The sequence below is a fragment of the Rhodococcus sp. WS1 genome, from assembly GCF_003797745.1.
GTDB lineage: Bacteria > Actinomycetota > Actinomycetes > Mycobacteriales > Mycobacteriaceae > Rhodococcus_F > Rhodococcus_F erythropolis.
The window spans coordinates 422378-447298 of the sequence record NZ_RKLZ01000001.1; the positions used below are offsets into that span (position 1 = coordinate 422378).

At 62.5% G+C, this 24921-nt stretch carries 27 protein-coding genes and 6 tRNA genes; 11 read left to right on the forward strand and 22 right to left on the reverse strand.

Annotated features, from left to right (window positions below; all coding sequences use genetic code 11):
• Positions 1-90: 90 nt before the first annotated feature.
• The 4 genes from ruvB to EEB12_RS01825 all read right to left on the reverse strand — a co-directional run bounded on the left by ruvB (position 91) and on the right by EEB12_RS01825 (position 3228).
• The gene (gene ruvB / locus EEB12_RS01810) at positions 91-1188 is read right to left on the reverse strand and encodes a Holliday junction branch migration DNA helicase RuvB (RefSeq protein ID WP_019748300.1); all 1098 of its coding nucleotides are present in this window, start codon (positions 1186-1188) and stop codon (positions 91-93) included.
• Positions 1185-1784: a Holliday junction branch migration protein RuvA gene (gene ruvA, locus EEB12_RS01815; protein WP_007732953.1), complete on the reverse strand. Its 600-nt coding sequence runs from the start codon at positions 1782-1784 to the stop codon at positions 1185-1187. The genes ruvB and ruvA overlap by 4 nt, the downstream gene beginning before the upstream one ends.
• Positions 1781-2350: a crossover junction endodeoxyribonuclease RuvC gene (gene ruvC, locus EEB12_RS01820; protein ID WP_020907638.1), complete on the reverse strand. Its 570-nt coding sequence runs from the start codon at positions 2348-2350 to the stop codon at positions 1781-1783. Before ruvC ends, ruvA begins: the two co-directional genes overlap by 4 nt.
• Positions 2351-2475: 125 nt before the next feature.
• Complete coding sequence (locus tag EEB12_RS01825; protein ID WP_007732951.1) at positions 2476-3228, reverse strand: YebC/PmpR family DNA-binding transcriptional regulator; 753 nt, start codon at positions 3226-3228, stop codon at positions 2476-2478.
• A 145-nt stretch (positions 3229-3373) separates the two neighbouring features.
• Here EEB12_RS01825 and EEB12_RS01830 point away from each other — a divergent pair, with 145 nt between their 5' ends.
• Together EEB12_RS01830 and EEB12_RS01835 are read left to right on the forward strand one after the other, a co-directional pair.
• Positions 3374-3730 (forward strand): GntR family transcriptional regulator, encoded by a 357-nt coding sequence (locus EEB12_RS01830; RefSeq protein ID WP_003943322.1) that lies wholly within the window; start codon positions 3374-3376, stop codon positions 3728-3730.
• Complete coding sequence (locus EEB12_RS01835; protein WP_141487327.1) at positions 3727-4647, forward strand: hypothetical protein; 921 nt, start codon at positions 3727-3729, stop codon at positions 4645-4647. The genes EEB12_RS01830 and EEB12_RS01835 overlap by 4 nt, the downstream gene beginning before the upstream one ends.
• A 47-nt stretch (positions 4648-4694) precedes the next feature.
• Here the strand turns inward: EEB12_RS01835 and EEB12_RS01840 are convergent, their stop codons facing one another.
• Positions 4695-5396 carry a GAP family protein gene (locus EEB12_RS01840; protein WP_019748297.1) on the reverse strand — a complete coding sequence of 234 codons (702 nt, stop codon included), beginning with the start codon at positions 5394-5396 and terminating at the stop codon, positions 4695-4697.
• A 1-nt stretch (position 5397) separates the two neighbouring features.
• On the reverse strand, positions 5398-5598 hold the full coding sequence (locus EEB12_RS01845; protein ID WP_047269316.1) for a hypothetical protein: 201 nt from the start codon (positions 5596-5598) through the stop codon (positions 5398-5400).
• 111 nt (positions 5599-5709) lie between these two features.
• Between EEB12_RS01845 and EEB12_RS01850 the strand changes: the two genes are divergently transcribed.
• Positions 5710-6924 carry a sensor histidine kinase gene (locus tag EEB12_RS01850; RefSeq protein WP_258537317.1) on the forward strand — a complete coding sequence of 405 codons (1215 nt, stop codon included), beginning with the start codon at positions 5710-5712 and terminating at the stop codon, positions 6922-6924.
• Positions 6879-7556, forward strand: coding sequence for a response regulator (locus EEB12_RS01855; protein ID WP_046378508.1), 678 nt, complete (start codon positions 6879-6881; stop codon positions 7554-7556). The genes EEB12_RS01850 and EEB12_RS01855 overlap by 46 nt, the downstream gene beginning before the upstream one ends.
• A gap of 25 nt (positions 7557-7581) precedes the next feature.
• Here EEB12_RS01855 and pdxT read toward each other — a convergent pair whose 3' ends face one another.
• Together pdxT and tesB are read right to left on the reverse strand one after the other, a co-directional pair.
• Positions 7582-8187: a pyridoxal 5'-phosphate synthase glutaminase subunit PdxT gene (gene pdxT, locus EEB12_RS01860; RefSeq protein WP_003943308.1), complete on the reverse strand. Its 606-nt coding sequence runs from the start codon at positions 8185-8187 to the stop codon at positions 7582-7584.
• Positions 8187-9038, reverse strand: coding sequence for an acyl-CoA thioesterase II (gene tesB / locus EEB12_RS01865; RefSeq protein WP_019748293.1), 852 nt, complete (start codon positions 9036-9038; stop codon positions 8187-8189). Before tesB ends, pdxT begins: the two co-directional genes overlap by 1 nt.
• A 35-nt stretch (positions 9039-9073) precedes the next feature.
• Here tesB and EEB12_RS01870 point away from each other — a divergent pair, with 35 nt between their 5' ends.
• Entirely contained in the window at positions 9074-9739 is a 666-nt protein-coding gene (locus EEB12_RS01870; RefSeq protein ID WP_261989817.1) for a hypothetical protein, read from the forward strand.
• Positions 9740-9789: 50 nt separating this feature from the next.
• On the opposite strand, the gene EEB12_RS01875 is transcribed toward EEB12_RS01870, so the two are convergent.
• The 3 genes from EEB12_RS01875 to EEB12_RS01885 form a co-directional block, all read right to left on the reverse strand.
• Entirely contained in the window at positions 9790-10611 is an 822-nt protein-coding gene (locus EEB12_RS01875; protein WP_019748291.1) for an acyl-CoA thioesterase, read from the reverse strand.
• 114 nt (positions 10612-10725) lie between these two features.
• A complete protein-coding gene (locus EEB12_RS01880; protein ID WP_141487329.1) occupies positions 10726-12234 on the reverse strand; it encodes an HNH endonuclease signature motif containing protein in 1509 nt (502 codons plus the stop codon).
• 128 nt (positions 12235-12362) lie between these two features.
• On the reverse strand, positions 12363-12785 hold the full coding sequence (locus EEB12_RS01885; protein WP_141487330.1) for an NUDIX domain-containing protein: 423 nt from the start codon (positions 12783-12785) through the stop codon (positions 12363-12365).
• A 161-nt stretch (positions 12786-12946) separates the two neighbouring features.
• On the opposite strand from EEB12_RS01885, the gene EEB12_RS01890 reads away from it, so the two are divergent.
• Positions 12947-13423: a RidA family protein gene (locus EEB12_RS01890; RefSeq protein WP_046379901.1), complete on the forward strand. Its 477-nt coding sequence runs from the start codon at positions 12947-12949 to the stop codon at positions 13421-13423.
• A gap of 100 nt (positions 13424-13523) precedes the next feature.
• Here EEB12_RS01890 and pdxS read toward each other — a convergent pair whose 3' ends face one another.
• The 9 genes from pdxS to EEB12_RS01935 all read right to left on the reverse strand — a co-directional run bounded on the left by pdxS (position 13524) and on the right by EEB12_RS01935 (position 21891).
• Complete coding sequence (gene pdxS / locus EEB12_RS01895) at positions 13524-14432, reverse strand: pyridoxal 5'-phosphate synthase lyase subunit PdxS (RefSeq protein WP_003943338.1); 909 nt, start codon at positions 14430-14432, stop codon at positions 13524-13526.
• Positions 14433-14602: 170 nt separating this feature from the next.
• Positions 14603-15625 carry an NUDIX hydrolase gene (locus tag EEB12_RS01900; protein ID WP_042951805.1) on the reverse strand — a complete coding sequence of 341 codons (1023 nt, stop codon included), beginning with the start codon at positions 15623-15625 and terminating at the stop codon, positions 14603-14605.
• Positions 15622-16749 carry a glycosyltransferase family 4 protein gene (locus tag EEB12_RS01905; RefSeq protein ID WP_003943332.1) on the reverse strand — a complete coding sequence of 376 codons (1128 nt, stop codon included), beginning with the start codon at positions 16747-16749 and terminating at the stop codon, positions 15622-15624. Before EEB12_RS01905 ends, EEB12_RS01900 begins: the two co-directional genes overlap by 4 nt.
• Positions 16746-17648, reverse strand: coding sequence for a phosphatidylinositol mannoside acyltransferase (locus EEB12_RS01910; protein WP_141487331.1), 903 nt, complete (start codon positions 17646-17648; stop codon positions 16746-16748). The genes EEB12_RS01905 and EEB12_RS01910 overlap by 4 nt, the downstream gene beginning before the upstream one ends.
• Positions 17645-18340, reverse strand: a complete 696-nt coding sequence (pgsA, locus tag EEB12_RS01915; RefSeq protein ID WP_141487854.1) for a phosphatidylinositol phosphate synthase — start codon at positions 18338-18340, stop codon at positions 17645-17647. The genes EEB12_RS01910 and pgsA overlap by 4 nt, the downstream gene beginning before the upstream one ends.
• A gap of 81 nt (positions 18341-18421) precedes the next feature.
• Positions 18422-18976: an HIT family protein gene (locus EEB12_RS01920; protein WP_019748284.1), complete on the reverse strand. Its 555-nt coding sequence runs from the start codon at positions 18974-18976 to the stop codon at positions 18422-18424.
• Positions 18973-21030 (reverse strand): threonine--tRNA ligase, encoded by a 2058-nt coding sequence (gene thrS, locus EEB12_RS01925; RefSeq protein ID WP_141487332.1) that lies wholly within the window; start codon positions 21028-21030, stop codon positions 18973-18975. The genes EEB12_RS01920 and thrS overlap by 4 nt, the downstream gene beginning before the upstream one ends.
• 133 nt (positions 21031-21163) lie before the next feature.
• Complete coding sequence (locus tag EEB12_RS01930; protein ID WP_029255280.1) at positions 21164-21616, reverse strand: TIGR02611 family protein; 453 nt, start codon at positions 21614-21616, stop codon at positions 21164-21166.
• A 203-nt stretch (positions 21617-21819) separates the two neighbouring features.
• Positions 21820-21891: transfer RNA gene (locus tag EEB12_RS01935), tRNA-Val, on the reverse strand.
• Positions 21892-22184: 293 nt separating this feature from the next.
• On the opposite strand from EEB12_RS01935, the gene EEB12_RS01940 reads away from it, so the two are divergent.
• The 5 genes from EEB12_RS01940 to EEB12_RS01960 all read left to right on the forward strand — a co-directional run bounded on the left by EEB12_RS01940 (position 22185) and on the right by EEB12_RS01960 (position 22688).
• Positions 22185-22257, forward strand: a tRNA-Gly gene (locus tag EEB12_RS01940).
• Positions 22258-22282: 25 nt separating this feature from the next.
• A tRNA-Cys gene (locus EEB12_RS01945) sits at positions 22283-22353 on the forward strand.
• Between the two features lies 1 nt (position 22354).
• Positions 22355-22429, forward strand: a tRNA-Val gene (locus tag EEB12_RS01950).
• A gap of 92 nt (positions 22430-22521) precedes the next feature.
• Positions 22522-22597 (forward strand) — tRNA-Gly (locus tag EEB12_RS01955).
• Between the two features lie 16 nt (positions 22598-22613).
• Positions 22614-22688, forward strand: a tRNA-Val gene (locus EEB12_RS01960).
• A 146-nt stretch (positions 22689-22834) separates the two neighbouring features.
• Here EEB12_RS01960 and EEB12_RS01965 read toward each other — a convergent pair.
• Both EEB12_RS01965 and EEB12_RS01970 read right to left on the reverse strand, forming a co-directional pair.
• Positions 22835-23332, reverse strand: coding sequence for an alpha-isopropylmalate synthase regulatory domain-containing protein (locus EEB12_RS01965; protein WP_070385159.1), 498 nt, complete (start codon positions 23330-23332; stop codon positions 22835-22837).
• 174 nt (positions 23333-23506) lie between these two features.
• Entirely contained in the window at positions 23507-24892 is a 1386-nt protein-coding gene (locus tag EEB12_RS01970; RefSeq protein WP_141487333.1) for a GH1 family beta-glucosidase, read from the reverse strand.
• Between the last annotated feature and the right edge of the window lie 29 nt (positions 24893-24921).

Sequence of the window (24921 nt, forward strand, 5' to 3'; positions counted from 1 at the left end):
CGGATGGACCTACGCAATACACCAGTGTGCCATTAGTTGCTGAGGATTCCTGACAGATCGGCCGTTCAAGTAGGCCTTTCCAGTCGAAATTCACTCTCCGTTCGGATCGAACAACGTGGCCTGCGGTTCGTTGACACGAACCTCGATACCGCCCGCTGCGGCATCCGGCGGCGGTGTCATTCCGAGTTGAGTCCAGGCAGCGGCGGTAGCCACGCGTCCTCGCGGCGTCCGGGCGATCATCCCGGCCCGAACCAGGAACGGCTCGCACACTTCTTCCACCGTCGACGGTTCCTCGCCGACGGCCACCGCAAGCGTCGACACGCCGACGGGCCCGCCGCCGAACGACCGCACCAATGCACTCAGTACGGATCGGTCGAGACGGTCCAAGCCCAACTGGTCCACGTCGTAGACAGCCAAGGCCGCCTGAGCGACGTCCATGGTGACGATTCCGTCGGCGCGCACCTCGGCGAAGTCGCGAACCCGGCGCAGCAATCGGTTCGCGATACGCGGTGTCCCCCGCGAGCGTCGTGCGATTTCGGCCCCGGCGTCAACTTCGAGATTGACTCCCAAAATTCCGGCCGAACGCATCAGAATCTGTTGCAGCTCTTCGGGTTCGTAGAAATCCATGTGAGCGGTGAACCCGAAGCGGTCGCGCAACGGACCGGTCAGCGCACCTGACCGTGTAGTCGCACCGACCAGCGTGAACGGTGCAACCTCCAGAGGAATCGACGTGGCACCCGGCCCCTTACCGACGACGACGTCGACACGGAAGTCTTCCATCGCCAGGTACAACATCTCCTCGGCCGGACGAGCGATTCGGTGAATCTCGTCGATGAACAACACGTCACCCTCGACGAGATTGCTCAGCATCGCGGCCAGGTCTCCGGCGCGTTCGAGCGCCGGTCCGGACGTCAACCGCAGAGAAGAGCCCAACTCCCCCGCGATGATCATCGCCATCGACGTCTTTCCGAGTCCGGGGGGACCGGACATCAGGATGTGATCAGGTGTGCTGCCGCGAAGTTTTGCTCCGGTGAGCACGAGCTGCAGTTGTTCGCGAACACGGGGTTGCCCGATGAAGTCGTCGAGACTCTTGGGGCGCAAACTCGCTTCGACATCGCCGTCTCCCGCCACCAATTCGGCAGAGACCTGCGACTCGTCGTCGAAATCGTCGATCGGGTCGAAGTTCATCGAGTCTTACCGAGCAGCGACAGAGCAGAACGCAGTGCTACCGACGTAGTGGCCTCGGGCGATTCCGCCAGGACCGAATCCGTGGCCTGCTCGGCCTGCTTGATCGGGAAGCCCAGACCTTCGAGAGCCTCGACGATCTGATCACGGATCGAACTGCCGACGACGACACCGGACGCCGCGCCGGCCGTCGTCGCGACGGCGTCGACCTTGTCGCGCAGTTCGACGACCATGCGCTCGGCGCCGCGTTTCCCGATACCGGGGACCCTCGTCAACGCCGTCAGGTTGCCTTCCGAGAGTGCCCGCCGCAATGCGTCCGGTTCGAGCACTGCAAGAGTTGCCATCGCCAGGCGCGGTCCGACTCCGGAAACCGTCTGCAAGAGGCTGAACAGGTCCTTCGACTCGGTATCGGAAAAACCGTAGAGCGTCATCGAGTCTTCGCGAACGATCATCGTCGTGAACAGTCGCGCTTCGCTTCCCCGATGCAGTGCACCGAGAGTCACCGGGGTGGCATTGACCCGATAGCCGACACCTGACGCTTCGATGACCGCATGGTCGAGTGCAATATCGAGTACCTCGCCGCGTACCGACGCGATCATCGTGAACCTGCCTTCTTCATCTCGGCCAATTTTGCCTGATACTTACGCATTTGTTCAGCGGCCATCGCCTCGGCGCGGGCCATTCGCTCGATCATCGGTGCTCGCCAGCAGTGACAGATCGCGAGCGCCAGAGCGTCAGCGGCGTCAGCCGGTTTCGGCGCCGTCTTCAAGTTCAGGATTCGCGTCACCATCGCGGTGACCTGCGCCTTGTCGGCGTTACCGCTGCCGGTAACGGCGGCCTTCACCTCGCTGGGCGTGTGGAAACACACCGGGATGCCGCGTCTGGCGGCAGCGAGCGCGACAACTCCGCCTGCTTGCGCCGTGCCCATCGCGGTACTGACGTTGTGCTGCGCGAATACACGCTCGATCGCGACGACCTCCGGCTTGTACTGCTCGATCCACAGTTCCGCTGCATCGGAGATCCGCAGTAGCCGAGACCCGAGGTCCATCTCGGGCGGGGTCCGCACCACGTCGACGGCAATGGGGCGCACTTTCCTGCCGTTGCTCCCGTCGACCACACCCAACCCGCAGCGAGTCAAGCCTGGGTCCACTCCGAGCACGCGCACTTTGTCACACCTCTCCATACCGAACAGCTGTTCGATAGCTTAGCGGTGCGCGGGCGTACTGCCCCGCATCAACACGCAACCCGGCCGAGACGCGGACGTCAGGGCCGGGTTGAGTTGAAAAGCAATCAGTCTTCGAGAGCCGCGAGAACCTCGTCGGACAGATCGATGTTGGTGTAGACGTTCTGCACGTCGTCAGAGTCTTCGAGCGCGTCGACGAGCTTGAAGATCTTGCGTGCGCCGTCGACATCCAAGGGAACCTCGACGGAAGCGCGGAAATCGGCTTCAGCGGAGTCGTAGTCGATGCCGGCTTCCTGAAGTGCCGAACGGACGGCAACCAGATCCTGTGGCTCACTGACGATTTCGAAGGTTTCACCGAGATCGGTGACTTCCTCGGCACCGGCGTCGAGCACAGCCATCAGGACGTCGTCCTCCGACTGGCCGTTCTTCTCGAGCGTGACGACGCCCTTGCGAGCAAACAGGTAGGAGACGGAACCCGGGTCAGCGAGGTTGCCACCGTTACGGGTCATCGCGGTGCGAACTTCACCGGCTGCGCGGTTGCGGTTGTCGGTGAGGCACTCGATCAGAACGGCGACGCCGTTGGGTCCGTAGCCCTCGTACATGATGGTCTGCCAGTCTGCGCCGCCCGCTTCTTCACCGGCGCCGCGCTTGCGCGCACGCTCGATGTTGTCATTGGGAACAGACGTCTTCTTCGCCTTCTGGATGGCGTCGTACAAGGTGGGGTTGCCCGTGGGATCGCCACCGCCGGTTCGTGCCGCCACCTCGATGTTCTTGATCAGCTTCGCGAAGGATTTGCCACGACGTGCGTCGATCACAGCCTTCTTGTGCTTGGTGGTGGCCCATTTTGAGTGGCCGCTCATGCGATTCAAGCCCCTTTCCTGCTGCGTTGCGCACGCCGAATGCGCGTCTTTCAGCTCTGCCGATGTTACCCGTCCCACGTCACAACTCGCTGCATCCCCCGACACGAATTAGTCAAACCGCGCATTGTTTGCATAGAATACAAACATGTTGGTCCGAATAGATCACGCCTCCACAACTCCACTAGCGGAGCAGATTGCAGCCGGCGTTCGTGGCTCGGTCATCCGCGGTGAGATCGGACCAGGTGACCGCCTGCCGTCCGCTCGCGCTCTCGCCGAGTCGATCGACGTCAATCTCCACACGGTTCTTCGTGCGTACGCAACACTCCGCGACGAAGGCCTGATCGACCTCCGACGCGGACGTGGCGCCGTCATTCGCGCCGAATTCGACTCGGGAAGAACAGCTCTCAACGAATCTGCGCGCGAGTTCGTACGGCAGGCCCGAAATCTCGGACTCGACACTGCGCACATGCTCGACCTCATCAAGGAGACCAGCACACAATGACGACCAGCAAGATCCGACTCTGGACAGCAGCTTCGCTGACTCTGATCCCGACCCTGATTCTGGTGTTCGCACGCTTCGCGTGGGGTGACCGCCTACCCGAGACCGTCGCGAGCCATTGGTCCGGATCGACCCCGGACGGGTTCAGCACCACGACGACGTTTTTCGCCATCGCGCTGGTGATTTCACTGGTGGCTGTCGTTTGCGCCTGTGTCGTCGCGGCCCGCTCGAGCGACAACGCGCCCTTGTTTCTCGCCGTAACCTCGATCTCGAGTGCGACACTGGCGACGATCTGGATTCTGAGCGTCGCCCTGACGATCGACGCCGGGTCGCCGGAAGACGCGCGTATCGGCTGGTGGATTCTTGCGCCGATCGCGGCGGTACTCGTAGGAGTTCTGGCATACGCGCTGCCTGACCAGCAACGAAACGGCCCGGAGTCGCCACTGCCGACCCCGACGCTCGACACTCCGCTGACGGCCTCCGAACGTGCAGTGTGGGTCGGGCAGGTCCGCAGCGTCTGGCCGTGGATCGTTACCGCCGGTCTCGTAGTTCTCGTGATCGCGACTGCCGCGTACTCGGATTGGTGGGTTGCCGTGATCCTGGGTGTGTCCACCCTCGCCGTCACAGCATTCGCGTCGGTCACCGTGCGCGTCGACCGTCACGGTGTCGGCATCAGTTCCTGGGGCGTTCGATGGAAGAAGATCCCCATCTCGAAGGTGAAGTCCGCATCAGTCGACGCGATACGTCCGGCCGAATGGGGCGGATGGGGTTACCGAATGACACCGCGCGGAACAGCCGTCACTCTCCGCTCGGGTGAGGCCATCGTGGTCACTCTCGAGAACGGACGACTGTTCGCCGTGACCGTCGATCACCCGGAAGACGGTGTGAAGCTGATCAATTCGTTGGTTCAGGCTGGTTGATTCACGAACAACGTCAATTCACGAACAACGTCAATTCACGAACAACGTCAATTCACGAACAACACGGCAGCGGCATTGCCGGCGAGGTAGAAGCCGGCAATGCCGAACACCCAACCCATCGCGCTGTCGCCGTGGCGTGAGATGAAGGAGTCCACCCCGCTCAGCGGCTTGTCCAGTCGGTCGCCGGCCACGATCCGCCCGCACAACAGAAGCACTGCCGGAGTGGCCATGATCAGGCAGTATCCGGCAAGTATCGACGCAGACGTGACTGCGGACAGCCCAGCAGCGGTGATCATCGCGATCGCCGCCAAGTAGGGCAGCATCGTCACCAATTCGGCGGTCCCGGCAGCAATTGCCAGAAGTACAACACTTCTCGCGGAACTGGCCGAGCCGAGCACCCGCTCTCGCCAAACATGGGTTCGATCGGCTTGACCGGATGTGCGCCTCTTCTCGGAATCGAATCGAAAGCTCCACGCGAACAACGCGATACCGAGTATCAACTGCGCACCGCGGGCGGCGGGGGTTTCGAGCAGCGGGGCGACGACAGGCATACCTGCCCGTGCCGTCGTCCAGACTGCCACCCCGACAACAAAATAGAACGTCGTGATGACCACCAGATACGTCAGCAGCCTGCGAACCTGCGGTCGTCCCGGCATCAACAACATCCAGACCGGGACGACCAAAGTTCCGATGCTCGTACTGTCCAGCAGGGCGAGCCCGCCCAGCGTGGTGAGCAGGACGAGTTCCACGTCAGTCGTTTCGGCGCTCGGGTATCGCTGCCTCCCTCGTTCGGACTGCATTCACGATGTCGAAGGCACCGATGATCGCGAGGATCACGCCGAGTGGTCCGCCGCGAAACCAGAAGAACTCGGCGTCACGCGCGAACAGCCACAGACAGCCGCCACCGACGACCAAGAGAATGCCGATCATCAACTCGAAGCGAATTTTCATACGTCGAGCCTGTCTTCTCTATCGAATCCGCACATCAGCCATCGGAACAACGCCGACCTCATCATTTGGTATGACAAGTCAGGCGCCCCGATGTGCTCTGATAAGTCTGTGGTGACCAGAAGTCGGAGTGTCGGCAAGTGGAACGATCCGCTCATCGCCTTCGGCCTGTTCGCGATCGGGGTACTCCTCTACCTGGTCGGCCTGTACCAAATGTGGACCGATGTCGGAGGTGTCGCCGAGGTTCCCGCCGGGGTTCGGATCGGGATGCTGGCTCTGCTGTGTGCGATCGACTCGTTCCGGCGGGTGCGTCCGGCAACAGCTTTGGCGGCGGGGGCCGTCATCGTCGCGGTCGACGCTGCCCTGGGACCCACTCTGCCGATGTGGCTGGTCCTCTCGGATCTCACCTACGCCGCAGTTCTGTACGGGACGGCGCGGCTGGGCCGAGTGGTGTGTTCTCTGACCGCGGTGACGGTTGCCGCGCTCACCGCACTCGTCTACCTGTCCACCCAGGACGTCCGCGCTGCGGCTGGGGCAGGCGTGGTGACGGCACTGTTCTTCGGTACGCCGGTGTGGTGGGCACTGGTCATCCGTCGACAAGTCGAACTGACCGAGGCCGAACGCGAGCGTTCCAGAGTCCACGAAGCACTCGCCGCTCTAGACCGCGAGGCCGCAGTCGCTCACGAACGAGCAACCATGGCGCGCGATCTGCACGACGTCATCGCAAGCCACCTCTCCGCCATTGCAATCCATTCGGAGGCGGCACTGTCCACCACAGCTCTCTCCGGTGAACGGGGCGAACCAGACGACGGCTTGCGGGAGATGATCGGGGCGATCAGATCGAGCAGTCTCGCGGGCCTTTCCGAGATGCGGTCGATGATCGAACTGCTCCACGCCGGGGACGACGAGACCCCGGACCCGCGTTCCTCTCCCCCGCGGCTGACCGAGTTGCCCGTCGTCCTGGACGCAGTTCGGGCAGCCGGCGGCACTGTGCACGTTGCGATCGACGTCGATGCTGCCGCCTTGCCGAGCGTGGTCGATCACACGGCGTATCGGATCACCCAGGAAGCCTTGACCAACGCACTCAAACATGCGCCCGGTGCGCCGATCTCGATGTCGATCTCTCTCCAGCACAATGCATTACAGATCGAGATCCGAAACCCCGTCGGTCCCGACACATCCCATCCGCGAGCAGGAACGCGCGGACTTGCAAACATGCGTCACCGCGCCGAGCTGCTGGGCGGTTCACTCGACGCACTTCCGGTCGACGGAGAATGGACGGTATGCGCACAGCTACCGGTCCCCGCACCGAACGGAACGGATCGGTGATCACCGTCGCCCTGGTCGACGACCACGCCGCGATCCGCTCCGGCCTGGCGATGATCCTGCGGCAGCACGACGACATCGATGTCGTTGCAGAAGCCGGTGACGGAGCGTCGGCGATCACCGTCACCCGCACGCATCAACCCGACGTCGTACTCATGGACGTCCGGATGCCAGGCACCGACGGCATCGAGGCGACGCGTCAGATCATCGGGACGACCCGCAGCCGGGTTCTGGTGTTGACCACCTTCGACCTCGACGAATACGTCTTCGCGGCCTTGCGCGCCGGCGCGTCGGGATTTCTGCTCAAGACTGCGACCGCGGACGAGCTGACCAGCGCTATCCGCAACGTCGCGGCTGGAGATGCAGTGCTCGCTCCTCGCGCGGCGCGTGCACTGATCGGCGAGTTCGTTCAGCGTGCACCCAAACCCACCGAACCGCTGGGATTGAGCGAGCTCACCGATCGTGAACGCGAGGTGCTCGCGCTGCTTGGGACGGGTATGTCCAATGCCGAACTGTCGCGTGAACTCGGTGTCGGTGCTCCGACGGTGAAGTCTCATGTGTCACGAGTTCTGTCGAAGTTGCACCTCACCTCACGCGTCCAGGCGGCGATCCTTGCCCGCGAACTGGAGCTGTAGGTTCGGCCGAGGCTGACTACTCGAGTTATCCGCGAACCAGATCGACGAACATCTCGTGCACTCGACGGTCCCCGGTGACCTCGGGATGGAAAGAAGTGGCGATCACCGAGCCCTGCCGAACCGCGACGATCCGGCCCGCGGCCTCCCCCGCGGCGGCGGGAACCTGTGCAAGGACCTCCACGCCCGGTCCAACTCGCTCCACCCACGGCGCGCGGATGAAGACGGCGCGGATGGGATCTCCGATGATGCCCTCGAACTCCAGGTCGGACTCGAAAGAATCGACCTGTCTGCCGAAAGCGTTGCGGCGCACCGTCATGTCGATGGCGCCGAGATGTTCGGCGTCCGGCCGGGTGTCGAGTACCTCGCTCGCCAGCAGAATCATGCCGGCACACGAACCGTAGGCCGGCAGCCCGCCGCGAAGACGCTCACGCAGCGGATCCAACAGTTCGAACACCTGCAGAAGCCGGCTCATGGTGGTGGATTCGCCACCCGGAATCACGATTCCGTCTACCTTGTCCAGCTCCTCCGGCCGTCGGACACCCACGGCATCCGCACCCGAATCATCAAGTGCAGCAAGGTGCTCGCGAACATCACCCTGGAGGGCGAGTACACCGATCAGCGGACGCGTCATCACACAGTTCCTGTCTTGTTCTCACGGCTGTCGGGTTCGCGTTCCAGACGCGTCAAACCCTCCTGAACCACCGCTGCCACCATGTTGCCATCGCGATCGTAGATACGCCCCTGAGTGAGCGCGCGACCGAAACCTGCCGACGGCGATGTCTGGTCGTAGAGCAACCACTCGTCGGCCCGGAACGGACGCAGGAACCACATCGCGTGATCGAGCGAAGCAGTCTGCGTCTTCACGCCCCGGTGCGGGACTTTCGAAGTTCCGAGCAGGGTCATGTCACTGAGGTACGCAAGCGTGCAGATGTGCAGCAGCGGACGATCCGGCAGAGGCTCGCGGTAGCGCATCCACACGCGCTGTTGTGCGGCGAGATCCGGCGCTGACGCACTCTGCTCGGCCGGCACAATTCTGATGTCCCAGTTCTTCCACTCTTGGTAGAACTGCGATTCCGCCAACTTGGGAACGGTCTGCGCGTCCTGCAAGTCCTCCGGCGCCGGAACGGAAGGCATCCGATCCTGATGCTCGATACCTTCGTCCTCGACGTGGAACGAGGCCGACATCGTGAAGATCGTCTTGCCGTCCTGGACTGCGTTCACCCGGCGGGTGCAGAACGAGCGCCCGTCGCGGATGCGGTCCACCAGGTAGACCGTCGGAATCTTCGGGTTGCCCGGGCGCAGGAAGTATCCGTGCAACGAGTGCACGTGGTAGCTCTCGTCGACGGTGCTCACGGCAGAAACCAGAGACTGCCCGGCAACCTGCCCGCCGAACGTCCGCTGAAGTGCAGTGGGATGGACCGCACCACGGAAGATGTCCTTCTCCAGGTGTTCTAGCGCGAGGATCTCCTCGATACCAACCATGAGTCCTCCGGAAATAGACCGCCGCAGTGGGCGCGATGACGGTTCACAATATCGCCTCGGCGAGCGGGCACGGCACCATGGTGGGCGTGAGCACATTCATCCCGTCCACTCCCCTCGCCCTGGCCGAGCAGATCGCAACGCTGAGCGGATCATTTCCGTCGGTGGCGGTAGTAGCGATCGACGGACCTGATTGTGCGCAGCCGTCTCGGCTCGCGGAACTGGTCCGGGCCGCCGTCGAGTCGCACAGCAGGCCGAGTGCTGTTGTGTCACTACACGACTACGTGCGGCCGGCTTCGCTGCGATACGAGTTCGGTCACGAGGATGCGCTGAGTTACCGCACCATCTGGTTCGACTATCCGGCACTCGATCGTGAAGTGATTACCGCTGCCCGCACCAAACGAGCGTTCTTGCCGAAACTCTGGGACGAACCCACCGATCGATCGGCTCGCTCGACCCGCGTCCCCGTCCATGAGCGCGCGGTCATCGTGATCGCCGGTCCGATGTTGCTCGGGCGTGGGCTGGAGTTCGACGTCAGCGTCCGCCTGGACATGAGCGAACCTGCCATGCGGCGGCACACACCGGAGGCGGATCTGTGGACCGTCGACGCACTCCTCGAACACCGATCAGAGGTGTCCGAGAAGGTCGATTTCGAGGTCAGGTACGACCATCCGGCCCGGCCTGCGGTGCGGTCTCGCCCGTGAAGGTCTCACTGCGATTGATCTCACTTCAGGCGACCTCACTTCGGCCTACCTCACTTCGGGCGATACAGCCTGGTCAGGCCTTCCTGGACGACTGCAGCAACCATGTTTCCTCGGCTGTCGAAGATTCGTCCCTGCGTCAATGCGCGACCGAAGCCCGCTGACGGCGACGTCTGGTCGTACAACAGCCACTCGTCGGCCCGGAACGGCCGCAGGAACCACATGGCGTGATCGAGCGAGGCGCTTTGCATGGCGACGTCCATGTGAGGGCCTCGGGAAGATCCGAGCAGCGTCATGTCGCTCATGTACGCAAGCGTGCACACGTGAAATACCGGGTCGTCCGGGAGAGCCTCGCGGGAACGGAACCATACTTGCTGCTGTGCGGCAGCGCCTGGACGTTTGTTGATGTCGGCCTTCGGCACCATCCGGAGGTCCCAATCGGACCACTCGCGAGCCAACCACGCAGTCTCGGGATCTTCCGAATCCTGGGCGATGGCCAAGGTCTCGGGGTCAGGGACCGGTGGCATCTCGTCCTGGTGCTCGATGCCTTCGTCTTGGACGTGGAAGGATGCCGACATCGTGAAAATGGCTTGCCCGTCTTGAATTCCGGTGACCAAGCGGGTCGCGAACGATCGACCGTCCCGAACACGATCGACCAGAAAAACGGTCGGCTCCATCGGATTGCCCGGACGCAGGAAGTATCCGTGCAACGAATGAACTGAATAGGCCGGATCGACCGTGCGTACCGCCGACACCAATGCCTGGCCGGCGACCTGGCCGCCGAAAGTGCGGGTCAGGGTGGTCTCCGCGATGATTCCTCGAAAGATGTCACGCTCGAGGCGTTCCAACTCCAGAATTTCTTCGATCCTCGCCATCGATGCTCCACATCTTCCCGTGTACCGACGTCTACCGACCTTCACACAATGCCTGACGCACCCCCGGCCACCAAAGTGGGCATCCGAAAACACTGAGCGACGGGGCGCATCGACTCAGAATGGCGGTGGATCGTCTCCGCCGTCGAAGGTCCTCCTCTGTGCCTTCTTCATCCGCCGGTGCATCCGTATCCGCTGACGCCGGCGTTCACCCCGCACACGAGAGGCCTTGTTCTCCAGACGTGTGCGCCGACGCCGACCACCCTCGGGCAGTACAGGCTCGAGCATTCCCGCCAGCAGACCTGACGGCCTGGTTCGGTAGCAATGTCCGGTCGGCGAGGTCAGCATGACACTCCGGTCCGGGTTCGAGATGTGCAGCCACTGACCGGAATGCTTGAGGCGGTGATGGTTTCGACAATACGCACTCAGATTCGACGCCACGGTCTTTCCACCACGAGCGGGATTGCGATGATCAAAGGGCTCAGTGTGATCAAGATCTGAATTCCATGCAGCGACATCGCAGTGCAACCACTGGCAGCTTCCTGCGATCACCCGCACCCAGGTGTCGAGGACAGTGCCTGGGCGGTAGACCGACGCCGAAGGAACAACGGGCGGAGGTACTGGCTCGCCCTCACCGGAAGACTCGAGCGCGGCATCGACTGGTACTTTCACCTTCCGAATCAGCGCACCCGCGGCGATGTCACGCGCATGCTCTGCATTGATCACTCCATAACCGTCAAGGTGAGCGGGTTCGTCTGCACCTGGTGCGTCACCGCCCTGAAGTGTTGATTCCAGCATGACCACGTGAACCAACGGCCGACGCACCACGACAATCCCGCTTCGATCTTGTGGGCAATCGTCCAGGCCGCAATCACACGGCAGAATCGTCGACCCGGATACCAACGCTCCCAATGCGTCAGCTCGTCGTTGCTCGTACTTACGGGAATCGTGTCGACACACCGACATTGCCAACTCCCGCAACCGACGGTCGAAAGCCCGTGCTTCCTCCGCCGGAATACTCCCCAATATCCGCGCCATTCCGTCCTCGGCAGCGCTCACACCCACGAACCGATCAGCCAGGGCGCGGCGTCGACGTTCGCGTATCCCCTCGGGATCCACCACGGCGACGATCCGGTCGATAGCCGCTGTCAATCGGCGACCGGTCAAGCCAGTACCGCCAGGCATCGGTGGCGCCGAGATCTTTTCGAGGAGTTGCCGTTCCACCTCGTCGATCAAATCGTCAGCGACGTTGGCCGTAGCGGAGTCGATCAATCCGACTCGATACAGATCCAGTTCTCCGCGCGCCATGGCGGCACGCGTGCGATGGAGCCGAGACTTGAGAGAAAAGCCGAGACCGATCAACTTTCCCGCTGCGGCACGGCCCATGGTCAATGCCGCGCCGAGCTCGGCCTCAGCCAGTTCGTGAGCGGTAGACGACCAAGCACCATTATCGGTGTGGTCAGCGCTGCGACGCTCGAAAAACTCGGCAATGGCAGCCAGTTTCCGTTCCACGAGCATCGATTCGCGCGCATGCAGATCGGCGATGAGATCGATGAGGGCGCAGTCGGATTCGGCACCGGACAGCAGCGCTGCGGTACCCGAACTTCCTACTCCGTCATCGAACATTCCTCAACATTATTCGAATATACGTTCGATATCCATGATTTCCAGGAATCAGTCCGAACAATCCCGATTGACCGAAAATTGTTGCGGAGCAACCTTTGCGGCCACTCGTGTTCCGGCAACGGATTCCCCTACTGAACCAGGGCGTTGATAATGCGGGCAGCTTCGGCCGGGTAGATAAGGCGGTCGGACCCACCACTCAATACCCAGTGGACTGGACTACCTTCGTCGAGGACTCGGAGTTGCACGTCGAGCGGAAACGCATCGATGTCAGTTGAGTCGACTGCAAAGACATGGACAATCTCATGCCCAGGTCGCCCCTCGTACTCGAAGATGTTCTCGACGACCTCGAGCAACTCGACGCTTCCCAACCTGACACCGAGTTCCTCCGCGAACTCGCGTCGCAGCGCTGCCTCGGCCGTCTCACCGAACTCGATACCGCCACCGATCAATCGATGAAAGTTCTCCCCCGTGACAGAGTCCGTGCCGTCGAGCATGAGTACGTGACCGGAACGGACAGGTATCCCCAGTGAGATGTTACGAATTGACGACATACGACACAGTTTAGGTGGCCAACTCGAACACCATTTGAATCCGACGACGGCGAATATCACCAAAAGTGATGGGGTGGGCGCAAATACGACTTGGACTTGCCGAGACTCCCGATGACAGACTCGAACACCATTCCCGGACAAAAGAACCCATTGAGGAACCGATGAACGACGCAAGTACCTGGACCGCACGACTCGCCGCACTCGACCTGACCCTCCCGCCTGTTGCCACCCCCGCAGGCTCATACCTTCCCGCCGTTCAGACGGGGTCATACGTCTACACGTCGGGGCAATTGCCGCTCGTCGAGGGCACTACGACGTGCATCGGCAAGTTGGGCGAGGGCGTCTCCGTCGAAGACGCCGCCCAGGCGGCGCGGTTGTGCACTCTCAACGGACTCGCGGCCGTTGATGCCTTGGTCGGTCTCGACCGCATCGTTCGGGTCGTCAAGGTCGTTGGATTTGTTGCTTCGGGATCCGGATTCTCGCAGCAACCCCAGGTGATCAACGGTGCGTCCGACCTGCTGGCCGAGATCTTCGGTACCGCTGGACAGCACGCCCGCTCTGCGATCGGCGTGGCCGAACTCCCCCGAAACAGTGCCGTCGAGGTCGAGTTCGTGTTCGAGGTATCGGACAGCATCTGACGGTCCGCCACACCCCGAAGGGGCGGCGGTTGCCAATGCAACCGCCGCCCCTTCTTGTGTAAAGACTTTCAGGCACTGAGCCCGGTCGTCGAACCTGCTGTCACCAACCGCGCTCTGCGAGGCGGTGTCCGACGGGCAGGTCGTCGACGTTGATGCCGACCATTGCCTCGCCGAGTCCGCGCGAGACCTTGGCGAGCACGTCCGGGTCGTCGTAGAACGTGGTGGCCTTGACGATTGCCTCGGCGCGCTGCTTCGGGTTGCCGGACTTGAAGATGCCCGATCCGACGAACACGCCCTCGGCGCCGAGCTGCATCATCATCGCAGCGTCTGCCGGGGTGGCGATGCCGCCGGCGGTGAACATGGTGACAGGCAGCTTGCCGGCCTTGGCGACCTCGACGACCAGTTCGTAGGGGGCCTGCAGTTCCTTGGCGGCTACGTACAGTTCGTCCTCGCTCAGCGAGGTCAACCGGCGGATCTCGCCGCGGATGGTGCGCATGTGAGTGGTGGCGTTGGAGACGTCTCCGGTGCCGGCTTCACCCTTCGAGCGGATCATGGCCGCGCCTTCGTTGATGCGACGGAGCGCTTCACCGAGGTTGGTGGCGCCACAGACGAAGGGAGCGGTGAACTTCCACTTGTCGATGTGGTTGGCGTAGTCGGCCGGGGTCAGGACCTCGGACTCGTCGATGTAGTCGACGCCGAGGCTCTGCAGGATCTGAGCTTCGACGAAGTGACCGATGCGTGCCTTCGCCATGACGGGGATGCTGACGGTGGAGATGATGCTGTCGATCATGTCCGGGTCACTCATGCGCGAGACGCCGCCCTGTGCGCGAATGTCTGCGGGGACCCGCTCGAGTGCCATGACGGCGACGGCGCCGGCGTCTTCGGCGATCTTGGCCTGCTCAGCGGTGACCACGTCCATGATCACACCGCCCTTGAGCATTTCAGCCATGCCGCGCTTGACGCGGGCGGTGCCGATGGCGGTGGTGGGGGCAGAGTCGGGGGTGCTCACAGCAAACTCCTGCAGTAGTGGCGTGACGAAAGAAACAAGGCACGGCGAACACACGAGTTCATACGCTCGGAGGCCTCTGGCCAGAACTCTAGGACGAACCGGCCTTCGATTCCGTATCCAATTTGCCATTGCTGGCCTTAAACGGCCGCGAGCACTGAACGACCGAACGATCAGCGGATGGAACGCACTTCCGGATCCTCGGAACCGTCCGCAATCGTCGCGGCCTCCACCAGGAGGTTTGCCAGATCCAACGGGTAGACGGGCTCACCGGACTTGGCCAGTCGGCGGATCTCGTCGGCGCTGCACCAGCGATGGCCGGTGATGGCACGCTGTTCCAATTCCGTGTGGCCTTGGAAGACCGGCTCGAAGCCGTGAGTGCGCGTAGCGAAGAACAGCTCTTCCGAACGGATCAGCTCACCGTCGAACGGGAAGATCGCCACCCGACGCCAAAGCGGACCTCGCAGATTCTCCGGCGCTACCTTGAACCCCGTTTCCTCCTCGATCTCACGAACCGCGGCCGCTCGCAGATGTTCGCCGCGTTCGAGCCCGCCGCCGACGGTGAACCAGAAGTAAGTGTTCGGGATCTTGGGATCGTGCCCGCGCAACAGCAGCACCCGATCTTCCTCGTCCAGCATCACCACGCGGGCAGAGGTCCGTGACGTATCCACGGTGATTCCCTCGGGCACCGCCGCCGCGGTCGTGCGCTCAGAGATCTCGAAGTATTGAGGCAGTGGCGCCGTTCCGCCGAGATGTAGCCATCGAACAAGTCGTCGGGTACGCAACGCGAGAGTGTCTCGCACCGCGTCGTTGTGGAACCGCCGGGCGATCAGCACGCGCGCCTCGGCATCGGCCAACTCGGCCACCAGTTGAGGTCGCAGCGACGTCGTGCCGTAGGCAGCGAGAGCATTGGACAGCCGGTTCTCGGCAAGCTCGCGATCCTGACGATCCGCCCGTTCGGCGGCGTCCGCCAAGGTGACGAATCTGCGGGCGTCGTCGGCGCTCATGTCCACAGCCGCCGCGCGGACAACCGCGGCACGACGGGACAGAGCCGCATCGAGCGCCAACCACGACTGATCCGAACGCACATGCAGTCGATCGAGTCGGTTCGCCGTCCCGTACGCCCACAGTCCGACGACCAGGACGACGGCAGCGACGAGCCCGAGAATGAAGATCGTCAGAGCGGAGAAGGTCATGAACCCACCACGCGTACGCCGGTGCCGCCAACCGTGACGGTCTCGTAGACACGCAGGATCTGTTCGGCCACCACCGGCCAGTCGTATTCGGCAACAACACTTGTCGCGGTGTTGACCAGCGCGCGTCGTCGATCCGGGTCACCGAGAACGGAATCGATTGCCTCGGCCAAGGCATCGGAGTTCCCGATGGGGACCAGCAAGCCGGCCTGACCGTCGCGAAGAACACGGCGGAAAGCGTCCAACTCACTGGCCACGACGGCAGTGCCAGCCGCCATGGCCTCGACCAGCACGATCCCGAAGCTCTCACCGCCGAGATTGGGCGCACAGTAGACGTCCGCACTGCGAAGCGCCGACGCTTTCTCCTCATCGCTGACCTGCCCGAGCAGGCGGAGATGCTTGAAGTACTTGCCCGCCTCTTTGCGGAGTTTCTCCTCGTCGCCGCGTCCGACCACGATCACTTCGAGATCCGGGTGACGCTCGACCAACTCCGGCAGTGCGCCGAGTAGTACAGCCATCCCCTTGCGCGGTTCGTCGTAGCGACCGAGGAACAGAATGGTTCCACCTTCGCGCGGGTAGCCGGGCAACAGATCGGCCTCGGCAAACGCTGCGACATCGACGCCGTTGGGAATTTCGACCGCGTCGGATCCGAGGGACTCGACCTGCCACCGACGCGCCAACTCCGAGACTGCGATCCGGCCACTGATCTTCTCGAGATACGGAGCCAAGACACCCTGAAAAGTGCTCAGCACCAACGACTTCGTAGTCGACGTGTGGAAGGTGGCGACGATCGGGCCTTCCGCGATACGCAACGCGAGCATGGACAGACTCGGCGCATTGGGTTCGTGGATATGTAGAACGTCGAAGTCACCTTCCGCGATGAACTTGCGGAGGCGGTTGTTCGCCGTCGGGCCGAAAGACAACCGCGCAACAGAACCGTTGTAGGGAATCGCGACGGCTTTACCTGCGGAAACCACAAAATCCGGCAACTCGTCGTCATCGGACGACGGCGCAAGCACACTCACTTTGTGACCACGTTCGATCAGCACCTCGGCCAGATCCACCACGTGCGCCTGCACGCCACCGGGGACGTCGAAGGAGTACGGGCAGATCATGCCGATCTTCATTCACCCTCCATGCGGGCGAGCCGCGATTCGGAGAGGTCGGAGCGCCACAGCGGCTGAAGCATGTGCCAGTCAGCGGGGTGCGCTGCGATGTTGACCGCGAAACGGTCGGCAAGTGCCTGCGTGGCCGGGCCGACTCCGCCGGATACGTCGATCGGCGGGTCGATCTTGAAACCCCAACCGTCGGGAGTGAACCAGCAGTGGACCGGAAGTAGCGGCGCGCCGGTATCGATCGCGAGCTTCGCCGGGCCGGCGGGCATGCGAGTGGGTTCTCCGAAGAAGGTGACGGGCACACCCTTCTTCGCCAGATCGCGCTCCCCCAGCAGGCACACGATCTTGTTCTCGCGCAGATGCTTGGACAGTTCGACGAATGGAGGATGCTCCCCGCCGCTGAGCGGAAAGATCTCGAAACCGAGACTCTCGCGATAGTCGACGAACCGTTCGTACAGGGATTCGGGCTTGAGCCGCTCGGCAACGGAGGTCAACCCACCCCATTGCTGAACACACCACACGCCGGCCATGTCCCAGTTGCCACTGTGCGGCAGCGCCAATACCGCGCCATGACCTGCTGCCATTGCTTTTTCCAGATGATCCTGGCCCTCGACCAGCGCATGCAACGCCTTACCTGTCGCAACCAGGTCCATCGACGGTAGACGGAACGCCTCACGCCAATACCGGGCGTACGAGCGCATCGAATCCTTGATCAACTGATCCGGAACTTCCTCCGGCGTCGTGCCCAGAACTCTCGCGAGGTTCTTCCTGAGTTGTTCGGGTCCGCCCTTGCGTACCGCGAAATCCGCTCCGGCGTCGAACAGCTTGACCGCCACCGATTCCGGCAGGCTTCTCACCAGCCGCCAACCCGCGGCATATCCCAGATCGGTTGCGCGCTCGGAAAAACTCACTGCTCGGCCTCACCTTCAGGCTTGGGATCGCCCTCGGTGCCCGCCGCGCCTTCGACCGTCGATGCCGCCGGGGCGATCGGCAGAAGTTCCCGGGCGCCAGGCGAATTGCGCACCGCGAGCACTCGTTGGAAGACCGTCACGATACTTCCGGCGGCAAGTACCCACATCGCGATGTGAATCGCCCACGGTAGACCCATACCTGTCAGGCCAGATCCGACCAACACGATGATCAGTCGGTCCGGGCGCTCGATCCACCCGCCGTCCGCAGTCAGCCCGCTCGCCTCCGCGCGCGCCTTCGCGTACGAGATGACCTGCGAGGTGACGAGGCAGATGAGAGTCGCGACGAGCAGCCACTTGCTGTTCTCGTGGTAGACCGCCCACCAGGCCAGGCCGGCAAAAATCGCGCCGTCGGCCACGCGGTCGCAGGTCGCGTCCAGTACCGCCCCGTACCGCGTTCCGCCCCCGCGAGCACGAGCCATTGCGCCGTCGAGCATGTCGAACATGACGAAGAACCAGATGAACAAGGTTCCCCAGAGCAGATGTCCGGACGGAAACAGCGTCACCGCACCGGCGACGCTTGCCACCGTGCCGATCACCGTCACCGAGTCCGGCGTCAGACCGGTCTTGACCAGCGCCTTCCCCATAGGTGCCGTCACCTTGGACACCGATGCGCGCCCGAAGAAGCTCAACACCGCAGGAACCCTCCCCGTCGTGAGTTCCGGTTCGGAACTCGTTGCAGCAATGCATCCTGCCATGAAGCCGGATGCATCAACCTATTGTTGCCAGGCACCGGCGAGTAGTCCCCTGGTCTCCCGCAGCAATTGCGGCATCACCTTGACCCCACCGAGCACGGTGATGAAGTTGGCGTCGCCGCCCCAACGTGGGACTACGTGTTGGTGAAGGTGCTCGGACAGCGAACCGCCCGCGGCAGCACCGAGATTCAGACCGACGTTGAATCCGTGCGGATTCGACACGCTCTTGATCACCCGCAACGCACGCTGGGTGAACGCCATCAACTCGGCGCTCTCCTCCGGCGTGAGGTCTTCGAGGGCCGCGACCTTGCGGTACGGCACCACCATCAGGTGACCCGGGTTGTACGGGTACAGGTTCAAGACCGCGTAGACGTGTTCACCGCGGGCGACGATCAACCCTTCCTCGTCCGACATTTTCGGAATGTCGATGAACGGTTCACCCGTCGTACCCGGGGTGTTGGGCGCCTCGGTGATGTACGACATCCGATGTGGCGACCAAATACGCTGCAAATGATCAGGATCGCCGACGCCGTGGTCGATCAGCGAACCCGGACCATCGTCACCGGGGGCGCTCACTGCGCCACGCTTGGCTGCACCAGTTCGGCTGTCGGCGAGGCATTCTCGCGGCGGCCGATCCACTCGGTGATGATCCGGACGGCGTCGTCGACGGGAACTCCGTTGATCTGGGTGCCGTCGCGGAAACGGAAGCTGACCGCGCCGGCCTCCACGTCACGCTCGCCCGCGAGGAGCATGAACGGGACCTTTTGCGTGGTGTGGTTACGGATCTTCTTCTGCATCCGGTCGTCACTGAAATCGACCTCGGCGCGAACACCGGCTGCCTTGAGCTTCTTCGTGACGTCGAACAGGTGATCGGCGAACGCCTCGGCCACTGGGATTCCGACGACCTGCACCGGCGCCAGCCACGCCGGGAAAGCGCCCGCGTAGTGCTCGGTCAGGACACCGAAGAACCGCTCGATCGAGCCGAACAGCGCGCGGTGGATCATGACCGGACGAGTCTTGACGCCGTCGTTGCCGGTGTATTCGAGCTCGAACCGCTCGGGCAGGTTGAAGTCGAGCTGGATGGTCGACATCTGCCAGGTGCGGCCGAGGGCGTCCTTGACCTGAACGGAAATCTTGGGACCGTAGAAGGCGGCTCCGCCCGGATCCGGCACCAGCGTCAGGCCGGAAGCTTCACCGACCTCGGCGAGGGTTGCAGTTGCCTCTTCCCAGACGTCGTCGCTACCGACGAATTTGTCCGGGTTCTTGGTGGACAGCTCGAGGTAGAAGTCGTCGAGGCCGTAGTCCTTGAGCAGGTTCAGCACGAACTGCAGCGTGGTGGTCAGCTCGTCGCGCATCTGCTCACGGGTGCAGTAGATGTGAGCGTCGTCCTGGGTCATGCCGCGCACGCGGGTCAGGCCGTGGATGACGCCGGACTTCTCGTAGCGGTAGACCGAGCCGAATTCGAAGAGCCGCAACGGCAATTCACGGTACGAGCGTCCGCGAGCACGGAAGATCAGGTTGTGCATCGGGCAGTTCATCGGCTTGAGGTAGTAGTCCTGGCCCGGCTTGCGCACGGTGCCGTCCTCGTTCAGTTCCTCGTCGACGTGCATCGCCGGGAACATTCCGTCGCGGTACCAGTCGAGGTGACCGGAAACCTCGTACAGATGTCCCTTGGTGATGTGCGGAGTGTTGACGAACTCGTAGCCCGCCTCGATGTGGCGGCTGCGCGAGTAGTTCTCCATCTCGGTGCGGATGATGCCGCCCTTGGGGTGGAACACCGGCAGACCCGAACCGAGCTCGTCGGGGAAGCTGAAGAGGTCCAGTTCGGTACCGAGCTTGCGGTGATCACGACGCTCGGCCTCGGCGAGCAGTTCGAGGTACTCGTCCTGAGCCTCGGTGGACTCCCACGCGGTGCCGTAGACACGCTGAAGATCGGCGTTGTCCTGGTTGCCACGCCAGTAGGCGGCGGAGCTTCGGGTCAACTTGAAGGCCGGAATGTGCTTGGTGGTCGGAATGTGCGGGCCGCGGCACAGATCGGACCAGATCTTGTCGCCAGTGCGCGGATCGAGATTGTCGTAGATGGTCAGCTCGTTGCCGCCCACCTCCATGATCTCGGGATCGTCGATACCGGACTTGTCGTCGATCAGTTCGAGCTTGAAAGGCTCGTCGGCCAACTCGACCCGAGCGTCCTCGATCGAATCGACCACCCGACGCGAGAAACGCTGCGATCCCTTGATGATCTGCTTCATACGCTTTTCGAGCTTGGCCAGATCCTCCGGAGTGAACGGACGATCCACTGCGAAGTCGTAGTAGAAGCCGTCCTTGATCGGCGGACCGATCCCGAGCTTCGCGTCGGGGAATTCCTTCTGGACCGCCTGCGCGAGGACGTGGGCCGCGGAGTGCCGGATGACGCTGCGGCCGTCCTCGGTGGATGCTGCCACCGGCTCGACGTCGACATCGACCTCAGGTGTCCACGACAGATCCTTGAGCGTTCCCTCGCCATCGCGGACAACGACGATCACGTCGGGCCCCTTCGTGGGGTATCCGGCTTCGCGCACTGCAGTCCCGGCGGTCGTCCCCGCGGGCACCCGAAGTGGGGCGGCTGAGTGCTCTGGCGCGGGACTGGTCACGGCGATGTGCTCCTAAAGGTATTGCGACAAGTTAGACAGGCGTCGTACCCACTGCGAGCACGCGCACGATCATGTTATCGGCCCTACCGACATGGTGAGACAACCGAGTGAAGGAAACCGGGCCGCGTTCAGCTCACAGTGGCGACTCGAGCCACGAGTAGTCCAGGCCCACCCATGTCCCGATCAGGCCGAAGGTGCCGAGCACCCACAACGTCGCCAGGACGATCACTGTGGTGAACAGAACGCCCAACCCCTTGACGAACAGCGACTGCTTGCCGAACCATTCCATGAACCTGTCGTATCGAGCCTTCGCGAAATGAAGGAGTCGATGTGCCCACGCGAACTCCGACGCCAGTATGCCGAGGCCGGCGAAGACGATGAGCCAACCGGGCCCGGGGTACGGAATAGCCACGATGCCTGCTGCGAACACGATCGTGCCCACGACTCCCACACCGATGCGGTACGCAAGATTGAGGGTGGGCCGCGCGGCGATTCCAGCGCGCCACCGCTCCCAGCGGGACTCTGCGTCTTGGAAGACGGACAGGTCTGAATCGTCGACGGGAGAATCGACCTTTTCGGTACTCAAGTCGGTCACCTTTTCGGTCGCGAAATGTCTCTTCGACCAGGCTACCGAAATCATCGGCCGGCGACCTGCGACGACGGTCTGCATGCCGAAACAACCGTGCCCTCGAACAGCTGTGCTCTCGAACGACTGTGCTCTCAAACAGCTGTGCTCTCAAACGACTGAAGGCGTCCCCGATGATCGGGAACGCCTTCAGTGCTTTTCTGTGGTCCCGGCTGGGATCGAACCAGCGACCTTCCGCGTGTGAAGCGGACGCTCTCCCACTGAGCCACGGGACCGTAAGTCATCCGAACGCATGCGCTCGAACGAGTTGGAACATTAACACGGCTGCGCGATGAATACGAATCACCAGGTTGGCATTCGTTTTGCTCCAGGCGACCCCGAAATCTACGAATTCGAGCTGATTTCAGACCGTATTCATCGCCAAGACGGACAGTTGCAACGCGCGCGACGGGCCAATTCGACTCCGAACACGCCACTGAGCTGGTGATTTGTGTGTATCCGACACGGTCGGCTAATGTTTCCAACGCACCGAGGAGAGCGAGAAGCTCCCCAAGCAACACGGTGCGATGCGGACGTGGCGCAGCTGGTAGCGCACAACCTTGCCAAGGTTGGGGTCGCGGGTTCGAATCCCGTCGTCCGCTCGAGAGGTGTGACTCAACCTTTTACGGTGGAGTGGCCGAGTGGTGAGGCAACGGCCTGCAAAGCCGTGCACACGGGTTCGATTCCCGTCTCCACCTCGCGCGATTAGCTCAGCGGGAGAGCGCTTCCCTGACACGGAAGAGGTCACTGGTTCAATCCCAGTATCGCGCACCACGTCAGGCCCTCGGGCCTGATGGTCAAGACCTGCTTGAAGGTCTGATAAGTTAGAAAAGTACTGAGTTCCGGTAACGGAGTTCATTGCTCATGCGGACGTGGCGCAGCTGGTAGCGCACAACCTTGCCAAGGTTGGGGTCGCGGGTTCGAATCCCGTCGTCCGCTCCATTTTTCTCCAGAACCCGCGCGATTAGCTCAGCGGGAGAGCGCTTCCCTGACACGGAAGAGGTCACTGGTTCAATCCCAGTATCGCGCACCATTTGAAATTGCAAGAAGCCGGAACCTCAGGGTTCCGGCTTTTTGCGTTCGAGCGCCGAACACATCAACCGCAGTACAGACGCAAGCCCTCTCGGGAATCCACGTCAGTACTGCGGTTGATGTAGCTGATCAGATTGATGTAGCTGATCAGTGAGAGAAGCGGTTCGCTGCCGAAGTCATCGCGCGCAGCGAGGACTCAGTCGACGACTCCGCAATCCCCATCGCCCAGCTCCGACGGCCGTCGCACTCGGTAAAGATGAACGTCGCCGTGCGGTGGCCGATCTGGTGCTGATGGAAAGACAGGATCTCGAGCGAGATTCCCGCGTCGTGCAGCATCGACGTCATAGCCGAGATCGCGCCAGTCGAGGTGGCGGAAGCCTTCTGGATGCGCTCCCCCAGACCGAGAGTCGCTTCGAAAGTCCAACGACCCGGCGCAATCTTCTCGGAGGACCACGCGCCCAAACGGATCGGGCCGCTCATAGCCGCATACGTGGACTCGAACTCGGTCCAAGACATCGCTGAGCATTCGGCGCGCAGGCCGGCTGGCAGAGATTTTCCGTGACGCGTCGCGAAAGGATCAGCAGCGGTAGAAGAAGAATCAGAAGCGAAGGCAGAATCAGAAGCGAAGGCGAAGTTGTAAGTCATGATCGTGGTCTTCCTGGAATGAAGTGGAGGACCAACTGGTAGCAAGACGACCCGCAGCGAGGGGTCGGTCCGATTCAGACCCCGCTACGGCGGCTTACTACGAGAATTCGCTTCATGAGAGACGAGGCTAGGCGGCCCGGTTCGAGAATGCAACCCGGACCGCCTCCGCACAGGTCAGACCTGAGCCGATTTGTGCCCGGCGATCAGGGCGCGATACCACTCGAACGAGGTCTTCGGTGTGCGCTTCTGGGTATCGAAATCGACGTGGACCAGGCCGAATCGTTCCTGGTAGCCGGCTGCCCACTCGAAGTTGTCGAGGAGTGACCACACAAAATAGCCACGGACGTCGACACCGTCGTCCATTGCCGATCGGAGGGCGCGAAGGTGCGCATCGTGGTAGTCGATTCGCGCTTCGTCCTCGACGACGCCTGCGGCATCCGGTGTGTCGTGGAATGAACATCCGCTTTCCGTGATGTAGATCGGCGGCAGTGCGTCACCGAACCGAGCTCGGAACGTCCGCAGGATCTCACCCAGCCCTTCGGGAACGATCGGCCATCCGAAATCGGTTGTGGGATAACCGGTAATCGCGACAGGCGCAAAGGGCAGGCCCGGCGGTAGGTCGACCTCGAGCACACCTTCGGTCCCCTGGCCTTCCACCGGAGCGGCAATCATCGTCGGCTCGTAGTAGTTGATCCCGTACCAGTCGAGCGGCGCCCCGATGATTTTCAAGTCCTCGTCGACGGGACCGCTGAGCAGCTGGGCGAATTCGTCGGCGGGGTACTTTCCGACCAATACCGGGTCGGCGAACATCCAATTGACGACGTGGTCGTAGATGTCGGCAGCCATCACGTCTTCCGGGGAATCGGAAGCGGCCCGCACCGGTGCATGGTTCGAGGCGATTCCGATGTTCGTGCATCCGGTTGCCCGAAGCGCTTCGACAGCGAGGCCGTGCCCGAGCAGCTGGTGATGTGCGGCTTGGAAAGCCTCGAACCCCAAGGCCAGGCCGGGGGCATGAACTCCCAGGGCATGACCGTAGAGCGTGTGCACTACCGGTTCGTTGAGCGGCATCCACATTCCGACGCGATCGGACAACCGTTCGCCGACGACCTGGGCGTACTCCCCCAGCCGGTACGAGGTGTCTCGGTTCATCCAGCCGCCCTGCTCTTGCAGTGCGAGGGGCAGATCCCAGTGAAAGAGAGTGACGGCAGGAGTAATTCCCACCGAACACAGTCGATCGATCAGGCGGTCGTAGAAGTCGAGCCCTTTCGCATTCACGGCTCCCGATCCGGTGGGCAGAATTCGCGACCACGACAGGGACAGCCGATAAGCGTCGAGCCCGAGGTCTTTCATCAACTCGATATCCGATTCCCAGCGGTGATAATGATCGGCAGCAACCGCTCCGGTGTCGCCCCCGACGACTACACCGGGGCGGTCACAGAACTCGTCCCAAATCGACGGTCCGCGACCGTCTTCGGCCACAGCTCCTTCGATTTGGTAGGCCGCGGTGGCGGTTCCCCAGACGAAGGAAGACGGAAATTCTGGTGTCGGCTGCCGAGTCATGTCGGTCAGTTAATCAAAGAACCGTGCAA